The 22,423-nt window shown below is 28.4% G+C and carries 15 protein-coding genes and 2 pseudogenes; 14 read left to right on the forward strand and 3 right to left on the reverse strand.

Annotated elements, in window-relative coordinates; translation table 11 throughout:
• Window positions 1–31 precede the first annotated feature (31 nt).
• Window positions 32–915: pseudogene (locus BHAMNSH16_RS06150) on the reverse strand (MBL fold metallo-hydrolase).
• 167 nt (window positions 916–1,082) lie between these two features.
• Here BHAMNSH16_RS06150 and BHAMNSH16_RS06155 point away from each other — a divergent pair.
• The 5 genes from BHAMNSH16_RS06155 (at window position 1,083) to BHAMNSH16_RS06175 (ending at window position 5,062) form a co-directional block, all read left to right on the forward strand.
• Complete coding sequence (locus tag BHAMNSH16_RS06155) at window positions 1,083–1,868, forward strand: exodeoxyribonuclease III (RefSeq protein ID WP_008728972.1); 786 nt, start codon at window positions 1,083–1,085, stop codon at window positions 1,866–1,868.
• A gap of 98 nt (window positions 1,869–1,966) precedes the next feature.
• Entirely contained in the window at window positions 1,967–2,299 is a 333-nt protein-coding gene (locus tag BHAMNSH16_RS06160) for an STAS domain-containing protein (protein WP_008728971.1), read from the forward strand.
• Window positions 2,300–2,322: 23 nt separating this feature from the next.
• Window positions 2,323–2,643, forward strand: coding sequence for a YggT family protein (locus BHAMNSH16_RS06165; RefSeq protein ID WP_008728969.1), 321 nt, complete (start codon window positions 2,323–2,325; stop codon window positions 2,641–2,643).
• A gap of 8 nt (window positions 2,644–2,651) precedes the next feature.
• Window positions 2,652–4,790, forward strand: coding sequence for a tetratricopeptide repeat protein (locus tag BHAMNSH16_RS06170; protein ID WP_069731428.1), 2,139 nt, complete (start codon window positions 2,652–2,654; stop codon window positions 4,788–4,790).
• A gap of 62 nt (window positions 4,791–4,852) precedes the next feature.
• A complete protein-coding gene (locus tag BHAMNSH16_RS06175) occupies window positions 4,853–5,062 on the forward strand; it encodes a DUF1858 domain-containing protein (protein WP_008728968.1) in 210 nt (69 codons plus the stop codon).
• A 76-nt stretch (window positions 5,063–5,138) separates the two neighbouring features.
• On the opposite strand, the gene BHAMNSH16_RS06180 is transcribed toward BHAMNSH16_RS06175, so the two are convergent.
• Entirely contained in the window at window positions 5,139–5,885 is a 747-nt protein-coding gene (locus BHAMNSH16_RS06180) for a DUF3108 domain-containing protein (protein ID WP_039954540.1), read from the reverse strand.
• A gap of 558 nt (window positions 5,886–6,443) precedes the next feature.
• On the opposite strand from BHAMNSH16_RS06180, the gene BHAMNSH16_RS06185 reads away from it, so the two are divergent.
• From BHAMNSH16_RS06185 to BHAMNSH16_RS06220, 8 genes and pseudogenes are all read left to right on the forward strand, one after another.
• Entirely contained in the window at window positions 6,444–7,313 is an 870-nt protein-coding gene (locus BHAMNSH16_RS06185; RefSeq protein ID WP_008728965.1) for a DMT family transporter, read from the forward strand.
• Between the two features lie 17 nt (window positions 7,314–7,330).
• Window positions 7,331–8,443, forward strand: a complete 1,113-nt coding sequence (locus BHAMNSH16_RS06190; RefSeq protein WP_039954542.1) for an ATP-binding protein — start codon at window positions 7,331–7,333, stop codon at window positions 8,441–8,443.
• Between the two features lie 309 nt (window positions 8,444–8,752).
• Window positions 8,753–9,913, forward strand: coding sequence for a variable surface family protein (locus tag BHAMNSH16_RS06195; RefSeq protein WP_008728963.1), 1,161 nt, complete (start codon window positions 8,753–8,755; stop codon window positions 9,911–9,913).
• A 660-nt stretch (window positions 9,914–10,573) separates the two neighbouring features.
• Window positions 10,574–11,710, forward strand: coding sequence for a variable surface family protein (locus BHAMNSH16_RS06200; RefSeq protein WP_008728962.1), 1,137 nt, complete (start codon window positions 10,574–10,576; stop codon window positions 11,708–11,710).
• Window positions 11,711–12,137: 427 nt separating this feature from the next.
• Complete coding sequence (locus tag BHAMNSH16_RS06205) at window positions 12,138–13,232, forward strand: variable surface family protein (protein WP_008728961.1); 1,095 nt, start codon at window positions 12,138–12,140, stop codon at window positions 13,230–13,232.
• A gap of 1,208 nt (window positions 13,233–14,440) precedes the next feature.
• Window positions 14,441–15,646 carry a variable surface family protein gene (locus BHAMNSH16_RS06210; RefSeq protein WP_069731429.1) on the forward strand — a complete coding sequence of 402 codons (1,206 nt, stop codon included), beginning with the start codon at window positions 14,441–14,443 and terminating at the stop codon, window positions 15,644–15,646.
• Window positions 15,647–16,559: 913 nt separating this feature from the next.
• Window positions 16,560–17,712, forward strand: a pseudogene (locus BHAMNSH16_RS06215) (cell surface protein).
• A gap of 203 nt (window positions 17,713–17,915) precedes the next feature.
• Complete coding sequence (locus BHAMNSH16_RS06220) at window positions 17,916–18,893, forward strand: Rpn family recombination-promoting nuclease/putative transposase (RefSeq protein WP_008727881.1); 978 nt, start codon at window positions 17,916–17,918, stop codon at window positions 18,891–18,893.
• Between the two features lie 5 nt (window positions 18,894–18,898).
• Here BHAMNSH16_RS06220 and recJ read toward each other — a convergent pair whose 3' ends face one another.
• Window positions 18,899–21,058, reverse strand: a complete 2,160-nt coding sequence (recJ, locus tag BHAMNSH16_RS06225) for a single-stranded-DNA-specific exonuclease RecJ (protein ID WP_069731636.1) — start codon at window positions 21,056–21,058, stop codon at window positions 18,899–18,901.
• A gap of 142 nt (window positions 21,059–21,200) precedes the next feature.
• Between recJ and BHAMNSH16_RS06230 the strand changes: the two genes are divergently transcribed.
• Window positions 21,201–22,379, forward strand: a complete 1,179-nt coding sequence (locus BHAMNSH16_RS06230; RefSeq protein WP_069731637.1) for a tetratricopeptide repeat protein — start codon at window positions 21,201–21,203, stop codon at window positions 22,377–22,379.
• Window positions 22,380–22,423 lie beyond the last annotated feature (44 nt).

The following is a 22,423-nucleotide window of genomic DNA, read 5'->3' on the forward strand; positions in this document are numbered from 1 at the left end:
ATTAATGAAATTTAAAATCTAAATAAATAATTTATATGTTAATATAAGATCCTTCTTTTGCAAAAGCAAGATGCAGATCTATTTCTTCTTTTTGAGGAAAGCCATTAATTTACTATGTATTAAATCTATCTGAGCATCTGTTCTTTCCTGATTATGATGATGAAGTATAACATAAGGCACATCAGCATCAAGACCTACCTGAATAGCATCATTCAAAGTAGAATGTCCCCAGCCTACATGTCCGTTATAATATTCACTTTTTGTATATTCGCCTTCTATTATAAGAACATTAGCACCTCGTACAAAGTCTATCAATCTTGCATGAAGCAAATCAGCATTATGATTGTAATGAGAAAGAGAAGGATGCTGTGCATGAAGACGCTTTTTATAAGGCTCATGATCTGTAAGATATACAACTGTTTTATTGCCTGAAGTTATTTTATATGAAAGAGTATGACAAGGATGATTAACCCATAAACCTTCTATAGTCATATTTCCGAATGTTATTTTCTTTCCCTCATAAAATGCTTCAAATTTAAGATTAGCGGCAAACTGCTCCAAATTAACAGGGAAATAATCTTTAGCTAGTATATTATTTATAGTATCATACATTTCTGTATAAGAATCTTTAGGACCGTATATTGTAAAGCTGTATTTATCAGAGAAAAATGGGGCAAAGAAAGGTATGCCTATTATATGATCCCAATGGAAATGAGTTAATAATATTATGCTTTCAGTCTTTTCTGATTTTAAAGCATAATAACTTGCATTTTTAAGTCCGCTTCCGGCATCTAATATTATATAAGTACCGTCATCATCTACAACTTGAATGCAAGATGTATTTCCGCCATATACACTAAAACTACTACCAGGGGTTGGTATAGATCCTCTGCTTCCAAGAAATCTTACTTTCACAAATAAACCTTAAATTATTATATTTATACTATATATCATAATACAATAATAAAAAAAAATCAATCTAATTTAAATTTTTAAAAAACTATACAATCTTTATATAGTTGTATTATTACAGCATAAAGTTTATAATAAATATACAATTATATAAAAAGGCAATTAAAATAATGAGTATATTAAAAATAATATCTTGGAATGTAAACGGAATAAGAGCAGCATACAAAAAAGGTTTGGTAGATTTTATAAAAAAAGAAAATCCGGATATAATATGTCTTCAGGAAACTAAGGCATTTGAAGAACAGCTGCCTGAAGATTTAAGAAATATAGAGGGCTATGAGCTTTTTATTAATCCTGCCGATCCTGAAGTAAAAAAAGGATACAGCGGAGTTGCTATATATACTAAATTAAAACCAAATAAAGAAATAAAAAACAAATTAGGAAGTAAATTCTCAGACAGAGAAGGAAGAATATTGTCATTAGAATTTGATGATTTTACTATATTTAATGTATATTTCCCAAACGGCGGAAAATCTGAAGAACATTTTCAATATAAACTTTCCTTCTATGATGAAATCACAAAACATCTAACTAAATTAAAAAGCAAGACTAATGTAATATTATGCGGCGACATGAATATTGCACATGAGGCTATAGACTTAGCAAGACCAAAAGAAAATGAAAAGAGTATAGGTTTCTTACCAGAGGAACGCGAAAAAATAACAGAATTCTTAAATAAGGGCTTTACAGATACATTTAGAATGTTTGTAAAAGAAGGCGGACATTACAGCTGGTGGGATATGAAAACTAGATCAAGAGAAAAAAATGTGGGCTGGAGAATAGATTATTTCTTTGTTAACAATGAAATAGCACCTAATATAAAAAGGGCTGATATATTAACTGATGTTATGGGAAGCGATCATTGTCCTATACTGATTGAATGGGATAAACAATAAAAACTGTAAATTAAAAAACTGCTTGATTTTTTAAGGTTTTATAATATATTAAAAACTATTAAATATGGTTCTATTTTCATCTTATTAAAGGAGTTTGCATGGTTCGTACAATTATTGAGGATAAAACGGCAATAATAAATATAGAAAAAAATATTATATCTGAGAATGTTGATATATTAGAAGAAAAATTAAATTATATTAAAAATGTAGATATTTATAATTTGATATTTGATTTTCATAATATAGAATATATGTGTTCTTCAGCATTAGGATTGATTGCATTAGCTTTAAGGGTGTCTTCAGAAAATGGAGGAGTTGTTTATTTTTGTTCTCTAAGCAAACAGTTAAAATCATTATTCGAGGCTACTAAATTTTTAACCATTGTAAAAACTGCTGATAATATAGATGAAGCCTTAAAAAATATTAAATAATATAAACAGGATATATATGTTATATGTTAATAGAAACAATTAGATTTATATACTATTTATTAATGCAAACTCTAAGACTTTATTCTTTTATATGGTTTGTATGGATTATACTAAGCTGGCTTCAGGCTTTCGGAGCTATGCACTTAGACTATTATAATCCTATAGTAAACTTTTTTTATAAAATAACTGACGGAGTTATAGATAAAATATTCGGCGGAAGAAGACTTATTGTAGGTATTCTTGATTTATCTCCATTAGTATTTCTTTTAGTACTTCAATTAGTTGTTCCTATTGTACTTAGAGTAGTATTTCAGTTTTTACTAAATCTAGCAGTTAGGATATAAAGTATATTATGAGTTCTTTAGATGATATAAGTAAATATATTGATGATGGTGATTATAGAAAAGCAATAGAAGAATTGGATATTATTATATCAAGAGAACCGGATAATGCCAGAGCTTTTTATATGAGGGGAAAATCGGCATTCATAGAACTTCAGAGTGAAGAATTTGATAAAAATAAATATGATGCTAGAAGGGCTTTGATATATTCAACTATAGAATACGATCTTAATAAATCAATAGATATAGATCCTAATATAACAGATGCATATAGAGGATTAATGTATCTTAACAGAGATTTAAAAAATGCTGATAAAGAAAGAGAATATGCACAGATACTTTTTGAAAAAGACAATACTGCTTATGATGCTCTATTAATACTAGCAAGCAGCTATCTTAATAACGGAGAAAATGAAGCAGATTTCTATCAGGCTATAGGCTATTATGATGATTTTATCAGCAAGGTAAAACCTGAAAAAAGCAAAGTGGCAAGATTTGAAAGAGGACTTTGCTACTATAATCTTAATATACTTACAAAAGCTGATATAGAAGCTAATAAACTTATTTATGATTTTCCTTTTTATGATGATGCTTATTTTCTTAAAGGTATAATACTAGCTAAAAATGGTATAAAATCTGAGTTTTATGATGATGCTATATTCTTTTTGGACAGGGCTATAGAATTAAATGCATCCAATTTTAATGCAATATATGAAAGAGCAGAATGGTATTTTAATAAAGAAAATTACAGAAAAGCTATAGAAAATTATAATGAACTTTTAAAACATAATAATAAATATAGATTAGATGCTTTACTTGGTAAAATTCAGGCACTGCATGATTTAATTATAGAAAATGATGATAAAAATTATCCGGACAGTCAGGAAGAAGGAAAAGATTTAGCAGAAGTTTTTTATTTATTAGATAAAGTGATAGATGTAATAGGAATAAAAAGTCTTCAGTACAGATACTATAGAGGAAATTTATATGCTTATCAGGGTGAAATAAAAAAGGCAATAGCAGAATTCAAAAAAATACTTAATGAAAATAAAGAAGCTTGGATTTATGAAAAAATTGCAGAATTATATCATAATTATGCTAAAAATGATGATGACTATAGAGAGACATTAAAATACTTATCTCATATAGATAAAATAGAATATAAATACTCTACATATTACCTATCAATATTTTCAAATTATGAAATAAGAAATTATGAGGCAGCAGCTCAATTATGCAAAGAATTTTTTGAATATGTGAATGACAATGATGATGAGATATATTATATAAGATTTATATATGCTCATTCTTTGCAGATGATAGGCTCTAATGATTATAAATTAATACTAGATAATTTTAAGATATGTTTAAATGGCAATCTTGATAAAGCTCCTATATACAGATCCATAGCAAAAATAATGATTTATAATATGCCTAATGAATATATTAATGAAGGCATATATATGTTAAAGAAAGCTTTAGAATTAAATGATGCTGTATCATACTATATATATGCTAAGGAATTATTTTACGGAGATATTATTACTCCGTATCCTGAATTAGCTATTTCTATGGCGAATATAGCATTTGATATAGATAATACTTTGGAATGTGCTTTAACTGTTGTTGGAAAAGCCTATGAATTAGGACGAGGAATAGAGCAAAATGATTCTAAGGCTTTTGAAATGTATAATAAAGCTATGACAATATGCAAAAATAGTAATTCTAAATGCTCATGCTCTAATGGGTTTATAGCACATTGTTATTATAAGGGAATAGGAGTAGAAAAAGATGAGCAAATGGCTTATGATATAATAAGAAAAACTGTTAATGCTTTAGGAAATAATTCTCATGATTATGCGGCATTATTATATTCATATTTTGCATTGAATAATATAGAAGGATTTGATTTAGTTACTTCTTTAACATTATTTGAAAATATAGAAAATTATTCTCATAATATATATATTATAATGATATTGAAAAGAATATATAAAAAATTAGGAAAGAATAAAGATGTTAAAAGAATGTCTAAAATGGAAAAAAAGGCATTAGAAACTACAGGAGAGTTAAATTTAAATTATATAAGAAAATATATTAAAAATTTCAATAACTTCTATCCTATTTTAAATAGAGATTTTACACTTTGACAAAAAAATATATTAATAGTATTATAAACATATAAATAAAAATAAAAAAAGAGGTAATAAATATGATAAACAAAACTATGAGTATAGGTGAAATTATACAGATATTTCCTGATTCTGTAGAAATAATGATGGGCAGAGGTCTTCATTGCGTAGGATGTCATGTTGCAAGCTGGGAAAGTTTAGAAGAAGGATGCAGAGGACATGGAATGAGCGATGAAGTTATAGACAGTATAGTTAAAGAAATAAATGATAAATTAGAAGCAAGCAAATAATTGGTTTTCATATTAAAAAAAGAGATAGTAAATATACCATCTCTTTTTTAATAATTTTTATAATATATATAAAATATTATTTTCCATCTTTATATTCTCTAATTATCCCTCTAACCCTTATTGTAAGTCCGTAAACTTTCTGTTCTGCTATGATTACATCGAGAGGCACCTGATTATATTTATCTTTAGCAATCAATGCATCTGTTCCGTATTTATCTTTTTCATAAACTCTTATAGTAGATAATTTATCCCGCTCTAACTTTGTTTTTAAATCTTCTCCATTTTCTATAGTAAATCTTATATCTTTTTTGACATTTTTTCCTTCAAGCCAATTTACTTTAAATGTACCGATATTTTTGTCTACGAAACGCATAAAGAATACAAGAGATAAAGCATCAAATGCCATACCTTCAAATTCTACTTTTTCATCAACCGTTCTCTTATCATTGAATAAATAATAATTATCATAAAAAGTTAAAGATTCTCTATTAGTCCAATCTCCTTCCGAGGTATCTTTCTTAAGAACTATAGGTTTAAAATCATTGGTACTTATCCATGCCTCAAATATATCGCTTACTTTATAAACCCAATTAGCTGCTCCTGTAGTATAAACATGGGCATATAAATGGTATGCTGGTACTCCGTTTACATTACTTATCGCAAGAACTTTGGCTTCAAGCGTACCGACTTTTCCGCTTATATTAAATTCCGGAACCTGTGCTAAAACATCATACTTTATATATTCACCTACTTTAAATGTCTGATTGTATCCGAAAACTATATTAGAAATCAATACCATTATGATAAAAATGTACTTCTTCATAAGACAAAATAAGCTCCTTTACTGAAATATTAAATCCTTACATATTATATATACTGAAAAATTGAACTTTTGTCAAAGAGTTTTTACAATTTTTTATTGAATTTACAAAACAAAATTATTAAAAAATAAAATTTTATCCTAACTCCCCGCCCTCTATGCTTTTTATTTTATTTTGAAATTTCTAATTTCTACCTTTTATATTGTCAAATTAGAAATAAAGGCACCCACCCTGCTTTATTTTGAATTTATTGCCTCCTAAACCGCACGCAGAATAAAATTTTTAATATATGATTATTTTGAAATTATAATTAAAACAATAAATAAAAGCTCATTTACCGTGCGTTAAATAATTTTTTAAATCTAATCAATACTAGGGCGGGCATGCTTTTTTAAAATTAAGCAAAATATATAAATGATGCCGTCATTTGAAATGAATGCAAAAAACCTAAAGGGCGGGGTTTAGAGAAAAATATTTAAATTTAATAGTTTGAATGCATTTATCTTGCAATAGTATTTTTTTAGTATATTATATTGTAATTAATTTAAGGTTTAATTTTTATGGCTTTATTCTTACTTATAGGAGTTATGGCATTATCTGCTTCTGCAATATTTGTTAAGCTTGCTAATGCTCCTTCATCTATAATAGCATTTTACAGAATATTTATATCATTTTGTTTTATATCTGTGATAACAATATCAAAAAAATCTTCAAGAGAAGAACTTTTATCTGTTAATAAAAAAGAAATAATACTCTCTGTGATATCAGGATTTTCACTAGCACTTCATTACTTTTTATGGTTTCAATCATTAAGCCTTACATCTGTTGCAAGCTCTACAGTTATAGTAACATTGCAGCCTTTATTTGCATTCATAGCAGGACATTTATTTTTTAAAGAGGAGTACACTAAATTAGCTATTTTAGGTTTTATTATAGCAGTTATGGGTTCTGTCATAATAGGCTGGGGCGATTTTCAGATAAGCTCAAAAGCATTGCTTGGAGATTTTATAGCTTTTATATCTGCAGGACTTATAAGTACATATTTTATTATAGGGCAATATACAAGAAAAAGATTATCCGCTTTAACTTGGATTAGTTTAACATATTTCAGTGCATTTATCTTTTTAGGAATTTTATCATATATAATGCATACACCTTTTACAGGCTATTCATTAAATACTTGGATTAATATATTAGGAATTACATTCATATCAACTATGCTCGGACAGGTAATATTTACTTGGCTTTTAAAATATTTCTCAGCAACTATCATATCTATGACTATATTAGGAGAAGCTGTAGGAACTTGTATACTAGGATACTTTATATTGCATGAAAGCATAAGTTTTAAACAGTTTATAGGAATAACTGTTATATTAGCTGGAATAGGTTTATTTTTATGGGAAAAGAGAAAAACTATTTCTAAATAAAGGAGTTTGTTATGACAATGAAAAAAGATAATAATAATGAAGAAAAAATACATCAGAAACCTTTAATGGAAGAACTTTATAAAGATGAACTTGAATCTTTAAAAAAAGAAGATAAAAATAGTAAGCCGAAAAATTGGAATTTATCTCCTCAGGCTGTTAGAGATTTCATATTAGGTAAAAAATTAAAAAGCGGCGTAGAGATAAAAAGAAAATTTTACGGAGATGATGCCTTAGTAGAAAGAGCAATAATAACATTAGCAGGCAACAGAGGATTAATGCTTGTAGGAGAACCCGGTACTGCCAAAACTATGCTAAGCGAATTATTATCAGCTGCCATAAGCGGAAACAGTACAATAACAATACAGGGAACTGCCGGAACTAATGAAGATAATATAAAATACTCTTGGAATTATGCCATGCTTTTTGCTAAAGGACCTGTAGAAGAAGCACTTATACCTTCCCCGATTTATATAGGAATGAATGAAGGAATAATAACAAGATTCGAAGAGATTACAAGATGCCCGCTTGAAATACAGGATTCACTTATAAGTATATTAAGCGATAAAATTATGAATATTCCGGAACAGAACAGAGTATTATTTGCAAATTCCGGCTTTAATATTATAGCTACTGCCAATACCAGAGATAAAGGCATCAATGAAATGAGCAGTGCCTTAAAAAGAAGATTCAATTTTGAAACAGTTGAACCTATAAAAAATCCGAAACTTGAAGGTGAAATCATTACTAATCAATGCCAAACATTATTAGAGCTTGCTGATATAGATGTTGATATAGAATATGATGTTGTTGATATACTTGCCACTACATTTAATGAACTTAGAAGCGGCAAAAGTTTTGAAAATGCCAAAATACAGGAATTAAATTCGGTGATGAGTACTGCTGAAGCTGTATCGGTTTATTATCAATCAGCACTGCATTCCTATTATTACGGTGATAAAAGTATAAAAATGGATACTGTAGTTGGAAATTTGATAGGAAGTGTTGCTAAAGAAAATAAAGATGATTTGCCAAAATTAAAAAACTATTTCAATAATTCTGTAAAAATAAAAGCTGAAAAATTCGGCAAAAGATGGAAAGAGTATTATGAAAGCAGAAATCTTATTAAATAATATTATGTGCTAATAATCAATATTAAAAACAAAAATAATATTTTTAATTATTCTGTATTCGGCAAAATAAAATCAAATATATTTTTATTTTAGTATTTTTTATATATAATTCTAAATTTCATATTTTATAACTATATATTAACACATATATTAACAATATAGCAGTACAAATTAAAGCAAAAAATTTTATTTATTGTAAAAAAGAATATGTATATTATCAAAATATAAAAATTTTTGTATTTTTTATAGAATTTCAAAAAAAAATTTATATAATAGTATCTATATATAAAAATTTAGGAGAAAATAAAAATGAAAAAGTTTTTATTAACTGTAATGGCTATTTTAACGGTAGCTAGCGGATCAGTGTTTGGTATGTATGGTGCGGATAATACTTGGCTGTTCTTCCTTATACATGGCAACCAATTAAGAGCTAGAATGAATCAGTTCGGATTCGTTTTAGGAAACGGCACTATCAAAGGTACTTTCGGTTTTAAAGCTAATACTCTTATTAATGGAAACATTTTGAGTACAGGCAGTAAAGACAACAAAAATCCATTAGATGCTACTATTTCTGCCGGTATAGGATACACTGGAGACGGCTTCGGAATAGGTGTTGGTTATAACTATACTTATGCTACTACTGTAAATAATGCTAGTACTAGCTCTAAAGGAATAAATACTCATACTCCTGTAGTAACTATGAATTTCCTAAATAATAATTTGAGAATAGCATTGCCTGTAAGCATAGCAATAGAGAATAGTATAGGAGCTTCTGGAGCATTAACCGATAGAAAAGATTATTTGGGCTTAAGCATACCTGCTCAGATAAGATATTATACAGGAATAGATGCATTTAACTACATAAGATTTGAATTTAACTACGGATTAAATAGATATAATGGCGTGGAGGCTGACAATACAACTACAAAATATGAAGCACAAACTATAAGTTTCCAATTAAGACTTCATTTCTTAAATACAGTTATAGGAAATAATGTAACTGTAAATCCATTCTTAAGAATTGACTTTGCTTCTACTATAGGTGCTAAAGGAAAAGCCAATGTAAACTTCCCTGCCAATTTTGCATTTGACGGAAGACTTACAGCTTGGGCTGCAAATGCTTGGGCTGATGATCCAAACAGCATTTATGAAAGAGAAGCTTATGATTTAAAAATCATACCTAGCATATCTTTAAGTGTTAATACAGACATTATCAATTTAATATTTGAACCTGGTTTAGGATACAGAATACAAGATGACGGAATTAGAGGAAGCAAACTTACTCATTCATTATATTGGCAGGCTTACGGAGAAATTTATATAAGACCTGTTCAGGATCTTGAATGGTACTTTGAAATGGATGTTAATAACGGCGTACCTAAACTTCAAGGAAATCCAGTTGGTAATGGAGTACCTGTTGTATTCGGAGCTAATACAGGTATAACTTGGTATTTACCTGCTTTAAATTAATTAGAAATTAACTAGAAAATATATATAACTTATAGGGGGGCTTTAAGCCCTCCTTTTTTATTGGTTATTTATAATTTTTTTCAATAGGCTTACAAAAAATTCTTACCATTAGGCTTATTTCGTTAAAAATGTTTGTTTAACTAGAGTGGGCGGGCGGGCTAATTTGAGCTATAAAAAATTTTAGGCTTTATTTTTATATTAAGCAGTATTTCTGTATAATTAAAACTATACCAATATAACTTAATATTTACCTGCTTTATAAAGTGTAATTAAATCATAAATAACTAATTTTTAATATTAGTATGCTTTAAAAAGCCGCTTTTTTATTGCAAAAACAATTATTAATAACTATAACATAATTAATACAGATCATTAATTTAATTAAATATCATCAAAGTAATATATAATAAAATTTAAAAATTCATAAAAATAAAAATCATAATTATACAGTTTTTAGAAAAATTCATAATTTTTTATTAAAAAACTATGTAAATATGTATTTATATGATGATTTTTTTATATAATTCTGTTTATATGTATTGACATTTTATAAGTTTTTCCTATAATAAATTATAGAGGATCTTTATGGTGTCTATTGAGTTTTTAAGCAATCTCTCAATAGACACTGTCAAAAGACTATAAAAAATTTAGGAGAAAAAAATGAAAAAGGTTTTATTAACCGCTATGGCTTTATTAACCATAGCAAGTGCATCAGTGTTTGGTATGTACGGCGACAGAGATTCTTGGATCGACTTCTTAGTACATGGTAATCAGTTAAGAGCTAGAATGGATCAATTCGGATTCGTTTTGGGCAACGGTACTATTAAAGGTACTTTCGGCTTCAGATCTCAAGCTGCTTCAACAGCATTAGGAAACATACTTACAACAGGTGCTACAGGCGATGTTAACCTAACATCAACTATTTCTGCAGGTATAGGCTACACTTCTGAGCCTTTCGGTATCGGTCTTGGTTATAATTACACTTTCATAAATAACAAATTAGGCGTTCATACCCCTGTACTTATGATCAATGCTTTAAATAACAATTTAAGAATAGCTGTTCCTCTACAAATAGCTGTTACTGATAATCCTTTTGGTAGTTTATTACCTCAAACTTATAATGTATCAGATTATTTAGGAATAAGCACTGATGTTCAAATAAGATACTATACAGGAATAGATGCTTTCAATGCTATAAGAATATACTTCAAATACGGACAATCCGGATTTAAAGTATCAGATCCTACTGGTGTTGCTCCTAATAGTGAAGCTTTTGCTCAGTCAGTTGGATTTGAAGCTAGATTCTATTTCTTAAATACTCCTGTTGGAAATGTAACTATCAATCCTTTTGTTAAAGTTGCATATAACACTGCTTTATATGGATCAGCAAGACAAGTTAGAGCAGGAGATATTGTTTATAATGCAATTAATAATGGTCAACTTGTGTGGGGTGATAAAGATGTTAAATGGGAAAAAAATCCTTATGATGTAACTGCTCAGGTTGTATTAGGAATCACTGCTAACAGCGATATAGTATCTCTTTATGTTGAGCCTTCTTTAGGTTATAAAGCTTTATATACTGGAAAAGCACAAAATGCTGTTGATTCTAAAGTACAGCATGGATTAGCTTGGGGAGCTTATACAGAACTTTATGTAAGACCTGTTCAAGACTTAGAATGGTACTTCGAGATGAATGTTAATAATGACGGTTACGGAAATCCTTCACAGGCTTACAACCTTCCTGTATACTTTGAAACTACTACAGGTATAACTTGGTATTTACCTGCTTTCAATTAATTAGAAATTAACTAGATAAAATAAGGGGGGCTTTAAGCCCTCCTTTTTTATTGGCTCTTTATAATTTTTTTTCAATAAACTTATAAAAAAATTCTTGCCTTTAGGCTCATTTAGTTAAAAATGTTTGTTTAACTAGGGCGGGCGGGCTAATTTAAGCTATAAAAAATTTAGAATTTAGTTTTATATTAAGCTGTATTTATCTATACTTTTCAACTATTAAAGGTATTACTTAATATTTACCGTCTTTAAATTAATTAGATAAATTTAAATGGTGATTTAACGACCTGTTTTTTATTTGCATTTTTTAATCAAATTTTAAATACTTTTTACAGTAAAGTAAATTAAATGAAAATTATATATTTACATTTAAAAATATTACTATATAATAATGTAGAAAAAAATTTTAATATATATGGAGAAAATAAAAATGAAAAAACTTTTATTAACAGCTGCTGCCATATTAAGCATAATAAGTGCATCAGCATTCGGTATGTACGGAGATCAGGACGACTGGATTGATTTTCTTACAGACGGAAATCAGTTCAGAGCGAGAATGGACCAATTCGGATTCGTTTTAGGAAACAATACTATCAAAGGTACTTTCGGTCTTAGATCCCAAGCGGCAATAACTTTATTGGGAAGTATAATATCTGGAGAAACTGACAATGTATCACTTAATTCAACTATTTCTGCAGGTATAGGCTACACTTCTGATATTTTTGGTATAGGCGTTGGTTATAATTTTACTTATTATAACAGCACTTTAGGTGTTCATACTCCTGTACTTACTATTAATGCTTTAAATAATAATTTAAGAATAGCTATTCCTATACAAATTGCTGCATCAAAAAATCCTTTTGGAAAAGGCACTGAAAATCTATATAAGGATTATTTGGGAATAAGCACTGATACGCAGATAAGATATTATACAGGCATAGATGCTTTCAATGCTATTAGAATATACTTCAAATACGGACAATCCGGATATAAAAATGTTGCAAACAATTCAGATATGTTTGCTCAGTCAGTTGGATTTCAAGCAAGATTTTATTTCTTAAATACTCCTATTGGAAATGTAACAATTAATCCTTATGTTAAAGTAGAATACAACACTGCTTTAATTGGTAATAATACAATGGTTAGAGCAGGAGACTCTCTCATGAACACACTATACACACCAAAAGATACTAAATGGGATAAAAACCCTTATGATGTAACTGCTCAGGCTGTATTAGGAATCACTGCTAACAGTGATATAGTATCTCTTTATGTTGAGCCTTCTTTAGGATACAGAGCAGTATACGGAGGAAAAGCACAAAATGCTGTTGATTCTAAAGTTCAGCATGGATTAGCTTGGGGAGCTTATGCCGAGCTTTATATAACACCTGTTGAGGATCTTGAATGGTATTTTGAAATGGATGTTAATAATGATGGTTTCGGAAACCCTTCACAGGCTTCCAGTCTTCCTGTATACTTTGAAACTACTACAGGTATAACTTGGTACTTACCTGCTTTCAATTAATTTAGAAAGTTAACTAAAGAATATATATAACTACAAGGGGGCTTTAATGCCCTCTTTTTTTGGCATTTTATAATTTTTTTTTCAATAGACTTATAAAAAAATTCTTAGCTTTAGGCTTATTTAGTTAAAAATGTTTGTTTAACTAAGGGGTGGGCTGGCGGGATAGCTATAAAAAATGTTAGGCTTTATTTTTATATTAAGCCTTATTTCTGTATACTCTTTTAAGCTGCTAAAGGCATAACTAACATTACCTGCTTTCAATTATTAGAAATTAAGCAGAGAATATATATATAATTGGTTTTAAGTCTTCCTTAATATTAATTATTATAAAATTAACTATAGTATATAATGAGACATCTTTTTTATTGGATTTTTATAATTTTTTTAATAGGCTTATAAAAAAATTATTATCTTTAGGCTCATATAGTTAAAAAATATTTGTTTAATTAAATGGAAGTATAATTAAAACTATATGCTCTATTTCATATTAAGCAGTGTTTTAAAATATTAAAGACATATTTTAATTTAGAAGAATTTGAATAGATAAAAAACTAATTTTATTAATTACTGTACTATCTATTAATTTACAGAACACACCTATTTTGTGCCGTATGCAAGAGAAATCTTTAAATATTATCAAGTATTTTTTAAACAGCTATAAATTAATTATTAAAAAAAATTAATGGATTTGATTAAATAAATCAGTATTATTTTTTATTAAAAAATTATAAAAAAATTCAATTAACTATTTACATAACAAAATAATCAACTGTTTTTTATATATTTTAATTATTATTTTTAAAAAAAATTATAAATTTATGATTATTAGTGTTGACTTTTTTATGTAAATTTATTAGAATGAAATTGTTGGTATGACATAGACATTAGAAAAAAAGATTGCTTATAATGTCTATAACCAATGTTTGGAACAATAAAGATCCTCTAAATCCTTATTATTCCCAACTAACCACACTAGTAAAAGCAGCATAATTTTTCTGTTAGTTAACTGTTTTTACGGAGAATAAAGATCCTCTAAATCTTATTATTCTCACTGATTTTTTATAGTCCGTTAGAATTAAGCTTAAAGGTTCTAACGCATTCGGAAACAATAAAGATCCTCTAAATCTTTGTTGTTTCCTAAATTATTTTTGGAGTTACTGCTCATAAAGAGTATTAACTATATATAAAAAAATTTAGGAGAAAAAACGATGAAAAAAGTTTTATTGACAGCTATGGCTTTATTAACTATAGCTAGTGCATCTGCTTTCGGTATGTATGGCGACAGAGATTCTTGGATTGACTTTTTAGTACATGGTAATCAATTAAGAGCTAGAATGGATCAATTCGGATTTGTTTTGGGCAACGGTACTATTAAAGGTACTTTCGGCTTCAGATCTCAGGCTGCAACAACTGCATTAGGAAACATACTTAGAACAGGTAATACAGGTGCTGTAGATTTAACAACAACTATTTCTGCTGGTATAGGCTACACTTCTGAGCCTTTCGGTATAGGTTTAGGCTACAACTATACTCATATACATGACAGATTAGGTGTTCATACTCCTGTACTTATGATTAATGCTTTAAATAACAATTTAAGAATAGCTGTTCCTGTACAAATAGCTACTTCTCATAATCCTTTAAATAAGATTGCTTATAATGGTGCTCCAGATAACACTGAAAAAGATTATTTAGGAATAAGTACTGATATTCAAATAAGATACTATACAGGAATAGATGCTTTCAATGCTATAAGAGTATATTTCAAATATGGACAAGCTTCATACAAAAATAGAGTTACTACAGATCCTGAAACATATTCTGATGTTATGGCTCAGTCAGTTGGTTTTGAAACTAGATTCTATTTCTTAAATACTCCTCTTGGAAATGTAACTATCAATCCATTCCTTAAAGTTGCTTTCAATACTTCTTTAAAAGGAAAAGCAACAGATAATCAAGTTAGAGCTGGCGGTGTTGGAGATGGTACAATTACAGGTGGCTATTATAGTTACAGCTATAACGATTATTCTGAAAAATATGAATGGGAAAAAAGCCCTTATGATGTAACTGTTCAAGCTGTATTAGGAATAACTGCTAACAGCGATATAGTAACTCTTTATGTTGAGCCTTCTTTAGGCTATAAAGCTACTTACAGTGGAAAATCTAAATATACTTATACTGTTGCTGGTGAGACAAGAACTACCACAAGTGATGATCCTAAAGTAATACATAACTTAGCTTGGGGAGCTTATACAGAACTTTATATAAGACCTGTTCAAGACTTAGAATGGTACTTCGAAATGGATGTTAATAACAATACTGATTATGCTATTGGTAATGATACTTACAATGGTGTTCCTGTTAAATTCGCAGCTACTACAGGTATAACTTGGTACTTACCTGCTTTCAATTAATTTAGAAAGTTAACTAGAGAATATATATAACTACGAAGGGGGGCTTTAATGCCCTCCTTTTTTTATTGGCGTTTTATAATTTTTTTTCAATAAACTTATAAAAAAATTCCTGCCTTTAGCTTATTTAGTTAAAAATGTTTGTTTAATTAAAGGGTGGGCGGGCGGGCTAATTAAAGCTATAAAAAATGTTAGGCTTTACTTTTATATTAGTCCGTATTTCTACTGCGGTATGATTTAATCTGCTTTCTATTTTAGGTATTAACTAGAGAATATATGATTTACAAGTGTGAATTTAAAAACTCCTTTCTATTAGCATTTATAATTATTTCAATAACCTTATAAAAAAATTCCTACCTTTAGGCTCATTTAGTTAAAAATGTTTGTTTAGCTAAGGGGTGGGCGGGATAATTAAAGCTATAAAAAATGTTAGCCTTTATTTTTATATTAAGCCGTATTTCTACTGCGGTATGGTTTAATCTGCTTTCTATTTTAGGTATTAACTAGAGAATATATGATTTACAAGTGTGAATTTAAAAACTCCTTTCTATTAGCATTTATAATTATTTCAATAAACTTATAAAAAAATTCTTAGCTTTAGCTCATTTAGTTAAAAATATTTGTTTAACTAATGGGTGGGCGGGCGGGATAATTAAAGCTATAAAAATGTTAGGCTTTATTTTTATATTAAGCCGTATTTCTACTGCGGTATGATTTAATCTGCTTTCTATTTTAGGTATTAACTAGAGAATATATAATTACAAGGTGGCTTTAAGCATCATTTTTTTATTTGAATTTTTTATCAATTTTATAGTAAATTGAATGAAACAAAAATTATATATTTACATTTAAAAAATATTACTATACAATGTAATGTAATGAATAAAAAACATTTAATATTTATGGAGAAAATAAGATGAAAAAAATTTTATTAACCGCTATAGCTCTATTGACTATGGCAAGTGCATCAGCATTCGCTATGTATGGCAGAGGTGATTCATGGATTGACTTTTTAGTACATGGCAACCAATTCAGAGCTAGAATGGACCAAATAGGATTTGTTTTAGGTAATAATACTATTAAAGGTACTTTTGGTTTTAGAGCTAATTCTATTAACTTAAATAATTGAGGCAATATACTTAGCGGTAATACCGGAAGTGTTAAATTAGATTCAACTATTTCTGCTGGTATAGGCTACACTTCTGAGGCTTTTAGTATAGGTGTTGGTTATAACTATACTTTGGCAACTGATAATTTGGACGACAGATATATAGGCGTACATACTCCTGTACTTATGGTTAATGCTTTAAATAACAATTTAAGAATATCTATACCTATACAAGTAGCTGTAAAAGATTATGGTTCTGGTAATAATAAAGCAACATATACAGGCGTAGCTTTCAATAATATACAGTTAAGATACTATACAGGCATAGATGCTTTCAATGCTATAAGATTATATTTATATTATAGAAATTCTACACTTAAATTTCATGATATTACTTTTAATTCAGAAATTTTTGGCTTCCAAACAAGATTCTACTTCTTAAATACTCAAATAGGAAATGTAACTGTTAATCCTTATTTGAAAGTTGCATTTGATACTGCTTTAAGAGGCGGACTAGCTAAATCTGGTGTCTACACATATACAATTGAGGATTTTGGTAACTTGTTTATGGAAAATAGTATGAAACAATCAGTTATATATGACAAAAGTGCTTATAAAGTATCAGTTGCTGCTGTATTGGGTATAACTGCTAACAGTGATATAGTTACTTTATGTTGAACCTTCTTTAGGTTATACTGCTACTTATGATGGAAAACTAAGAGCTAACGCTTTTGGTGTTCCTACTGATCCTAAAGTAATACATAGCTTAGCTTGGGGTGCTTATACAGAGCTTTATATCAGACCTACTCAAGACTTAGAATGGTACTTTGAGATGGATGTTAATAACAGCGGAACAAAACAAGGTTATACAGATGCAAACGATAATTTTACAGGAAGCGGTATTCCTGTATACTTTGAAACTACTACAGGTATAACTTGGTATTTACCTGCTTTCAATTAATTAGAAAGTTAACTAGAGAATATATATAACTTACAAGGGGGGAATTAAAGCCCTCCTTTTTTATTAGCCTTTATAATTATTTCAATAGGCTTATAAAAATTCCTACCTTTAAGCTCATTTAGTTAAAAATGTTTGTTTAATTAAAGGGCGTATAATGAAAACTACATGCTTTACTTTTATGTTTTTTTTAATATAATATAATTATGGACGGTTTCAAAAAATTAGAACAATTATTCAAAGAACCTATTACCATTGATAATATTAATAGGATTAATGACTGCTTTATACGATACTTATTTTCTGCTGATGGTTCTGAAAGTATAGTGCTGAGCTTTATAAACTCTGTTATGAAAGATTTAGACTTTGAAACTTTCGTAAAAGTAGAAATATTAACCCCTTTCAGCCTCTCAAAATATTTAAAATCAAAAGAATCTATAATGGACATAAGATGCGTTACTGAAAGCGGAGAGGTTGTAATTATAGAGATACAGCTTCAAGGAAATAATGAATTTATTTACAGAAGTTTATTTTATTGGGCTAAAGGCTATAGTGTGATGCTTGATAAGGGTGAAGATTATAATAAACTTCAGGCTTTAATCATCATTAATATTTTAGATTTTAAATTAATAGAAAATATTGATGATATACATACATGCTATGTGCTTAAAGAAATAAAGCATAATAATATTTTAACAGACCATTGTCAAATACATTTCCTAGAGCTTCCAAAGTTTAGTAATAATACCGATATAAAAAATATAAAGAAAGAATTTTTGTCTTGGATAAAATTTTTTAAGGGGGAAGATATGAAAACATTATTAAAAGAAGATACAGTTTTTGAATTAGTAAAAGAGAAATCAGAATCTTTTCTTTGCGATAATCCATTAATCGATACCTACAAACGAAAAGAGATAGATGAATATTTTAATAAAAGAATGCTTGACTATGAAATAAAAAACGCTATGAATAAAGGAATTCAGCAAGGTATAGAGCAGGGCATAGAAAAAGGTATAAAGCAAGGTATAGAAAAAGGCATAGAACAGGGTATAGAACAGGGCATAGAGCAAGGTATAGAAAAGAGTAAAATTGAAATAGCAAGTAATCTCAAAAAATCAGGAATAGATATTAAAATAATAAATGAAAATACAGGATTAAGCATAGAGCAAATAGAAAAGCTATAATACTATTAAAATATTTTATAGCTTTCTATATATATTCTAGCATCTTCGCTTCCCCCGAAACGATTAACTTTCAATTTATAAATAATATCTATATAATCAGATGATAATAATTTGTCAGCCTCCTCATCGCTTTTATCCCACATAATAGCATTAACTTTTTTATTATCCTGTAATAATTCAAGCCTTAAATGTATTTTATTATTTTTTTTCATTTTATTGATGCTATTAACTTTAACTTTTTTAGACATAAATAAAGGCTCTTCATTTCCGCATCCGTAAGGCTCAAACAATTCCAACAATCTTGCAAATTTTATATCTATCTCTTTAAAACTAAGCTCCATATCAAATACATCATCATTTTTTTCAGTTTGGAAATTCTGATTTGATGCATACTTTATTATCTTACTCTGAAACTTCTCAAAATTATCCGTATTCAAAGTAAATCCGGCAGCATTCTTATGACCTCCGAATTTAGTTAAATAAATATTGGCATACTCAAGCATATCTCTTGCATTATCCTCTCCCCTACTCCTTATGCTTCCTATACAAATACCCTCATCGCTCTCATGCATAATCACTGCAGTTTTTCCGTATTCGCTCAATACCTTTCCAGCAATAAGTCCTGTAAGCCCCTGCTCTATCTTTTTACTTTTTACCACTATAATAGGCAAATCTAAACAGCTATTAGCCTTTATATATTCATTTACAATAGTAAAATTAGATTCAGTCAAAGATTTTCTAGTCTCATTCATATTGTAAACTTCATTTGATAAAGTCAAAGCCTCCTCTTTTATCTCGCATGTAAGGAGTTTTAACGCTGTTTCAGGGCTTCCCATTCTTCCAGCCGCATTTATAAAAGGAGCAAGCCTCCAGCTTATAGCCTGAGTATCTATCTTTGTATTTAATAAATTAATTCTCTCAAGTATAATATTATATCTAATATGGCTAGGCTTTTCTAATTCTTTTAAAGCACATTTCACATAAGCCCTATTTTCTTCTATAAGCGGCACAACATCAGCAACACTGCCGAATAATACAAGTATAGACTTCTTCTTTATATAACTGTGAAGCTGTTTCTGACTTATATAAAATAGCCTTCTGAATATTTCCATTTTTATAATTAAATCTCTATACTCTATATTATCATATCTGTAAATATTAACATTAAGAGCCAAAGCAAAATCATCTAAAGTCTTTGTTGTTTTTATATTAACATTACCGTATTTAGCACCTAATTGAAGCAGATCATATACATTGTCATATTCAGGCAAATATATTTCATATTTCCCATAAAGATGAATAAGCCTTTTTAATCGGTCTTCTCCGCCTGTAAGCACCAATACGCAGCCGTCGCCTTCAAACATATAACTAGCAAGCTCTTCTAAAACCTCATCTTCGCTCATAAGCTCATCATAATAATCAGCATATATTGACTTATAGCGATTATCACTATTAATAAGCTCAAACCCAAATACCTCATCGCTTATAACAAAGTTAGTAGATTTCAAAGCCCTTATTCTTTTTAATACATTTTTAGACCTATCAATCTCATAATCCAATACTATTATATCCTTATTATATAACTTGGTATAAGAAAACACGAAAGCCTGCATAAGTTTAAAAGCAACCGCACAGCCTGAAAAATTCTTCGACACAAAACCTGTATTTGAAATTTTAGGATTAAATACCGCATAAGCATTCGGAAGTATCTCCGGTATATCATGATGATCTGTTACTATAATATCTATTGATAAATCCCTTGCAAACTCCACTTCTTCAGCATTAGATATACCGCAGTCAACTGTTATAATAAGGCTTATACCTGAATTGGCATATTCCTCTATAACTGCCTTAGAAAGTCCGTATCCTGTTGTATGATTAGGTACAAATGCCTCAACATTCTTTGTAACCATTTTTAATGTATTGTATATAATAGATGCAGCTGTTATACCGTCTGCATCTTTATCACCATATATTAATATCTTCTCATCATTTTCTATAGCTTCTTTTACTCTGTCTACAAATACATTAATATCCCTTATATTAAAAGGATTAGACAGTGAATATATATCCTGAAAAAAGAAATCATAAATATCTTCTTTTGAAGTTATACCCCTTAATTTTAAAAGTTCTAATATTGATGTATTTAAGTTATTTATATCCATAATTTATCTTTATCACTTATATAATAATTCTAAAATAGTATATTTTATTTATGATATTCTTTCAAGTGCTATATATTTTAATTGAGTTTTTTCGATATTATTATAATATAAAACAATAATATAAAATATAAGGTTTTAATTTATGGCTGAAAAGGATATTAACAATTTTTTTAATAAGGCTTATGATGCTTTTAAAAATAAGAATTATAACTTAGCAATAGAATATTTTTCTGAAGTTATAAAATTAGATTCAACTATTTACGAAGCATACTATAACAGAGCAAATGCAAAAGCAAATATAGATAATGAAAATTCATATAAAAGTGCGGTAGAAGATTATACTTGGGCTTTAAAATTAAATGATAAATTTGCAGCAGCATATTATAACAGAGGAATCATAAACAGAAGTTTAGGTAATACTGAAAATGCTTTGAAAGATTTTGACAAGGCAATAGAGCTTAATTATAATCTTGAAGAGGCTTATTATGTAAGGGCAAATACAAAAGCTAGTTTGAAAGACTATAAAGGCTCTATAGAAGATTATAACAAGGCTATTGAAGTTTATCCTCATTTCGCTGATGCTTATTATAATAGGGCTTTATCTAAAAATGCACTTGGAGAATATAAAGAAGCTATAAAAGATTATGACAAAGCAATAGAATATAATTCTCACTTTATTGATGCATACAATAATAGGGGAAATGTAAAAGAAAAACTTGGCAATTATAATGAAGCTATAGATGATTATACAAATGCAATTCATATCAACAGAGAGTTTGCAGATGGGTATTTCAACAGAGCAAATGCTAAATTTCATATAAAAGATTATAAAGGTGCTGTAGAAGACTTTGATGAATTAATAAAGATTGCTCCAAATTATTTAAAAGCATATTTAAATAGAGGAATAATTGCTATGACTATGGAAGCATATCAGGAGGCTATTAAAGACTTTGATAAAGTGATAGAATTAGATCCGAATATTGCCGATGCATATTATAATAAAGCAGTAGCTCTTAATCATTTAGGAATATATGATGAGGCTATACTTTATTATGATCAAGCTATAAAATTAAATCCTGATTATTCTGAAAGCTATTTCAACAGAGGAATTTCAAAATCAAAAACGGCATATACAAAAAAAGACAAAATAAACAAAGATGAATACAATAAACTAATAAAAGAATCTGAAGATGATTTTGATAAAGCATATGATTTAGCTAATGAGCATATAAAGAATATCATTTCTGAAGGTCTTAAAAAATTATCTTTTCTTAATATGGAAGCTGCTGAAAATTTCTGTAAAAAGCATAATATTAATTGAAAATTGATTATGATGCTTTAAACTTAAAAAAATCTTGGGTGGGT

The sequence above is a fragment of the Brachyspira hampsonii genome (genome assembly GCF_002214805.1).
In the GTDB taxonomy this organism is placed as follows: domain Bacteria; phylum Spirochaetota; class Brachyspiria; order Brachyspirales; family Brachyspiraceae; genus Brachyspira; species Brachyspira hampsonii.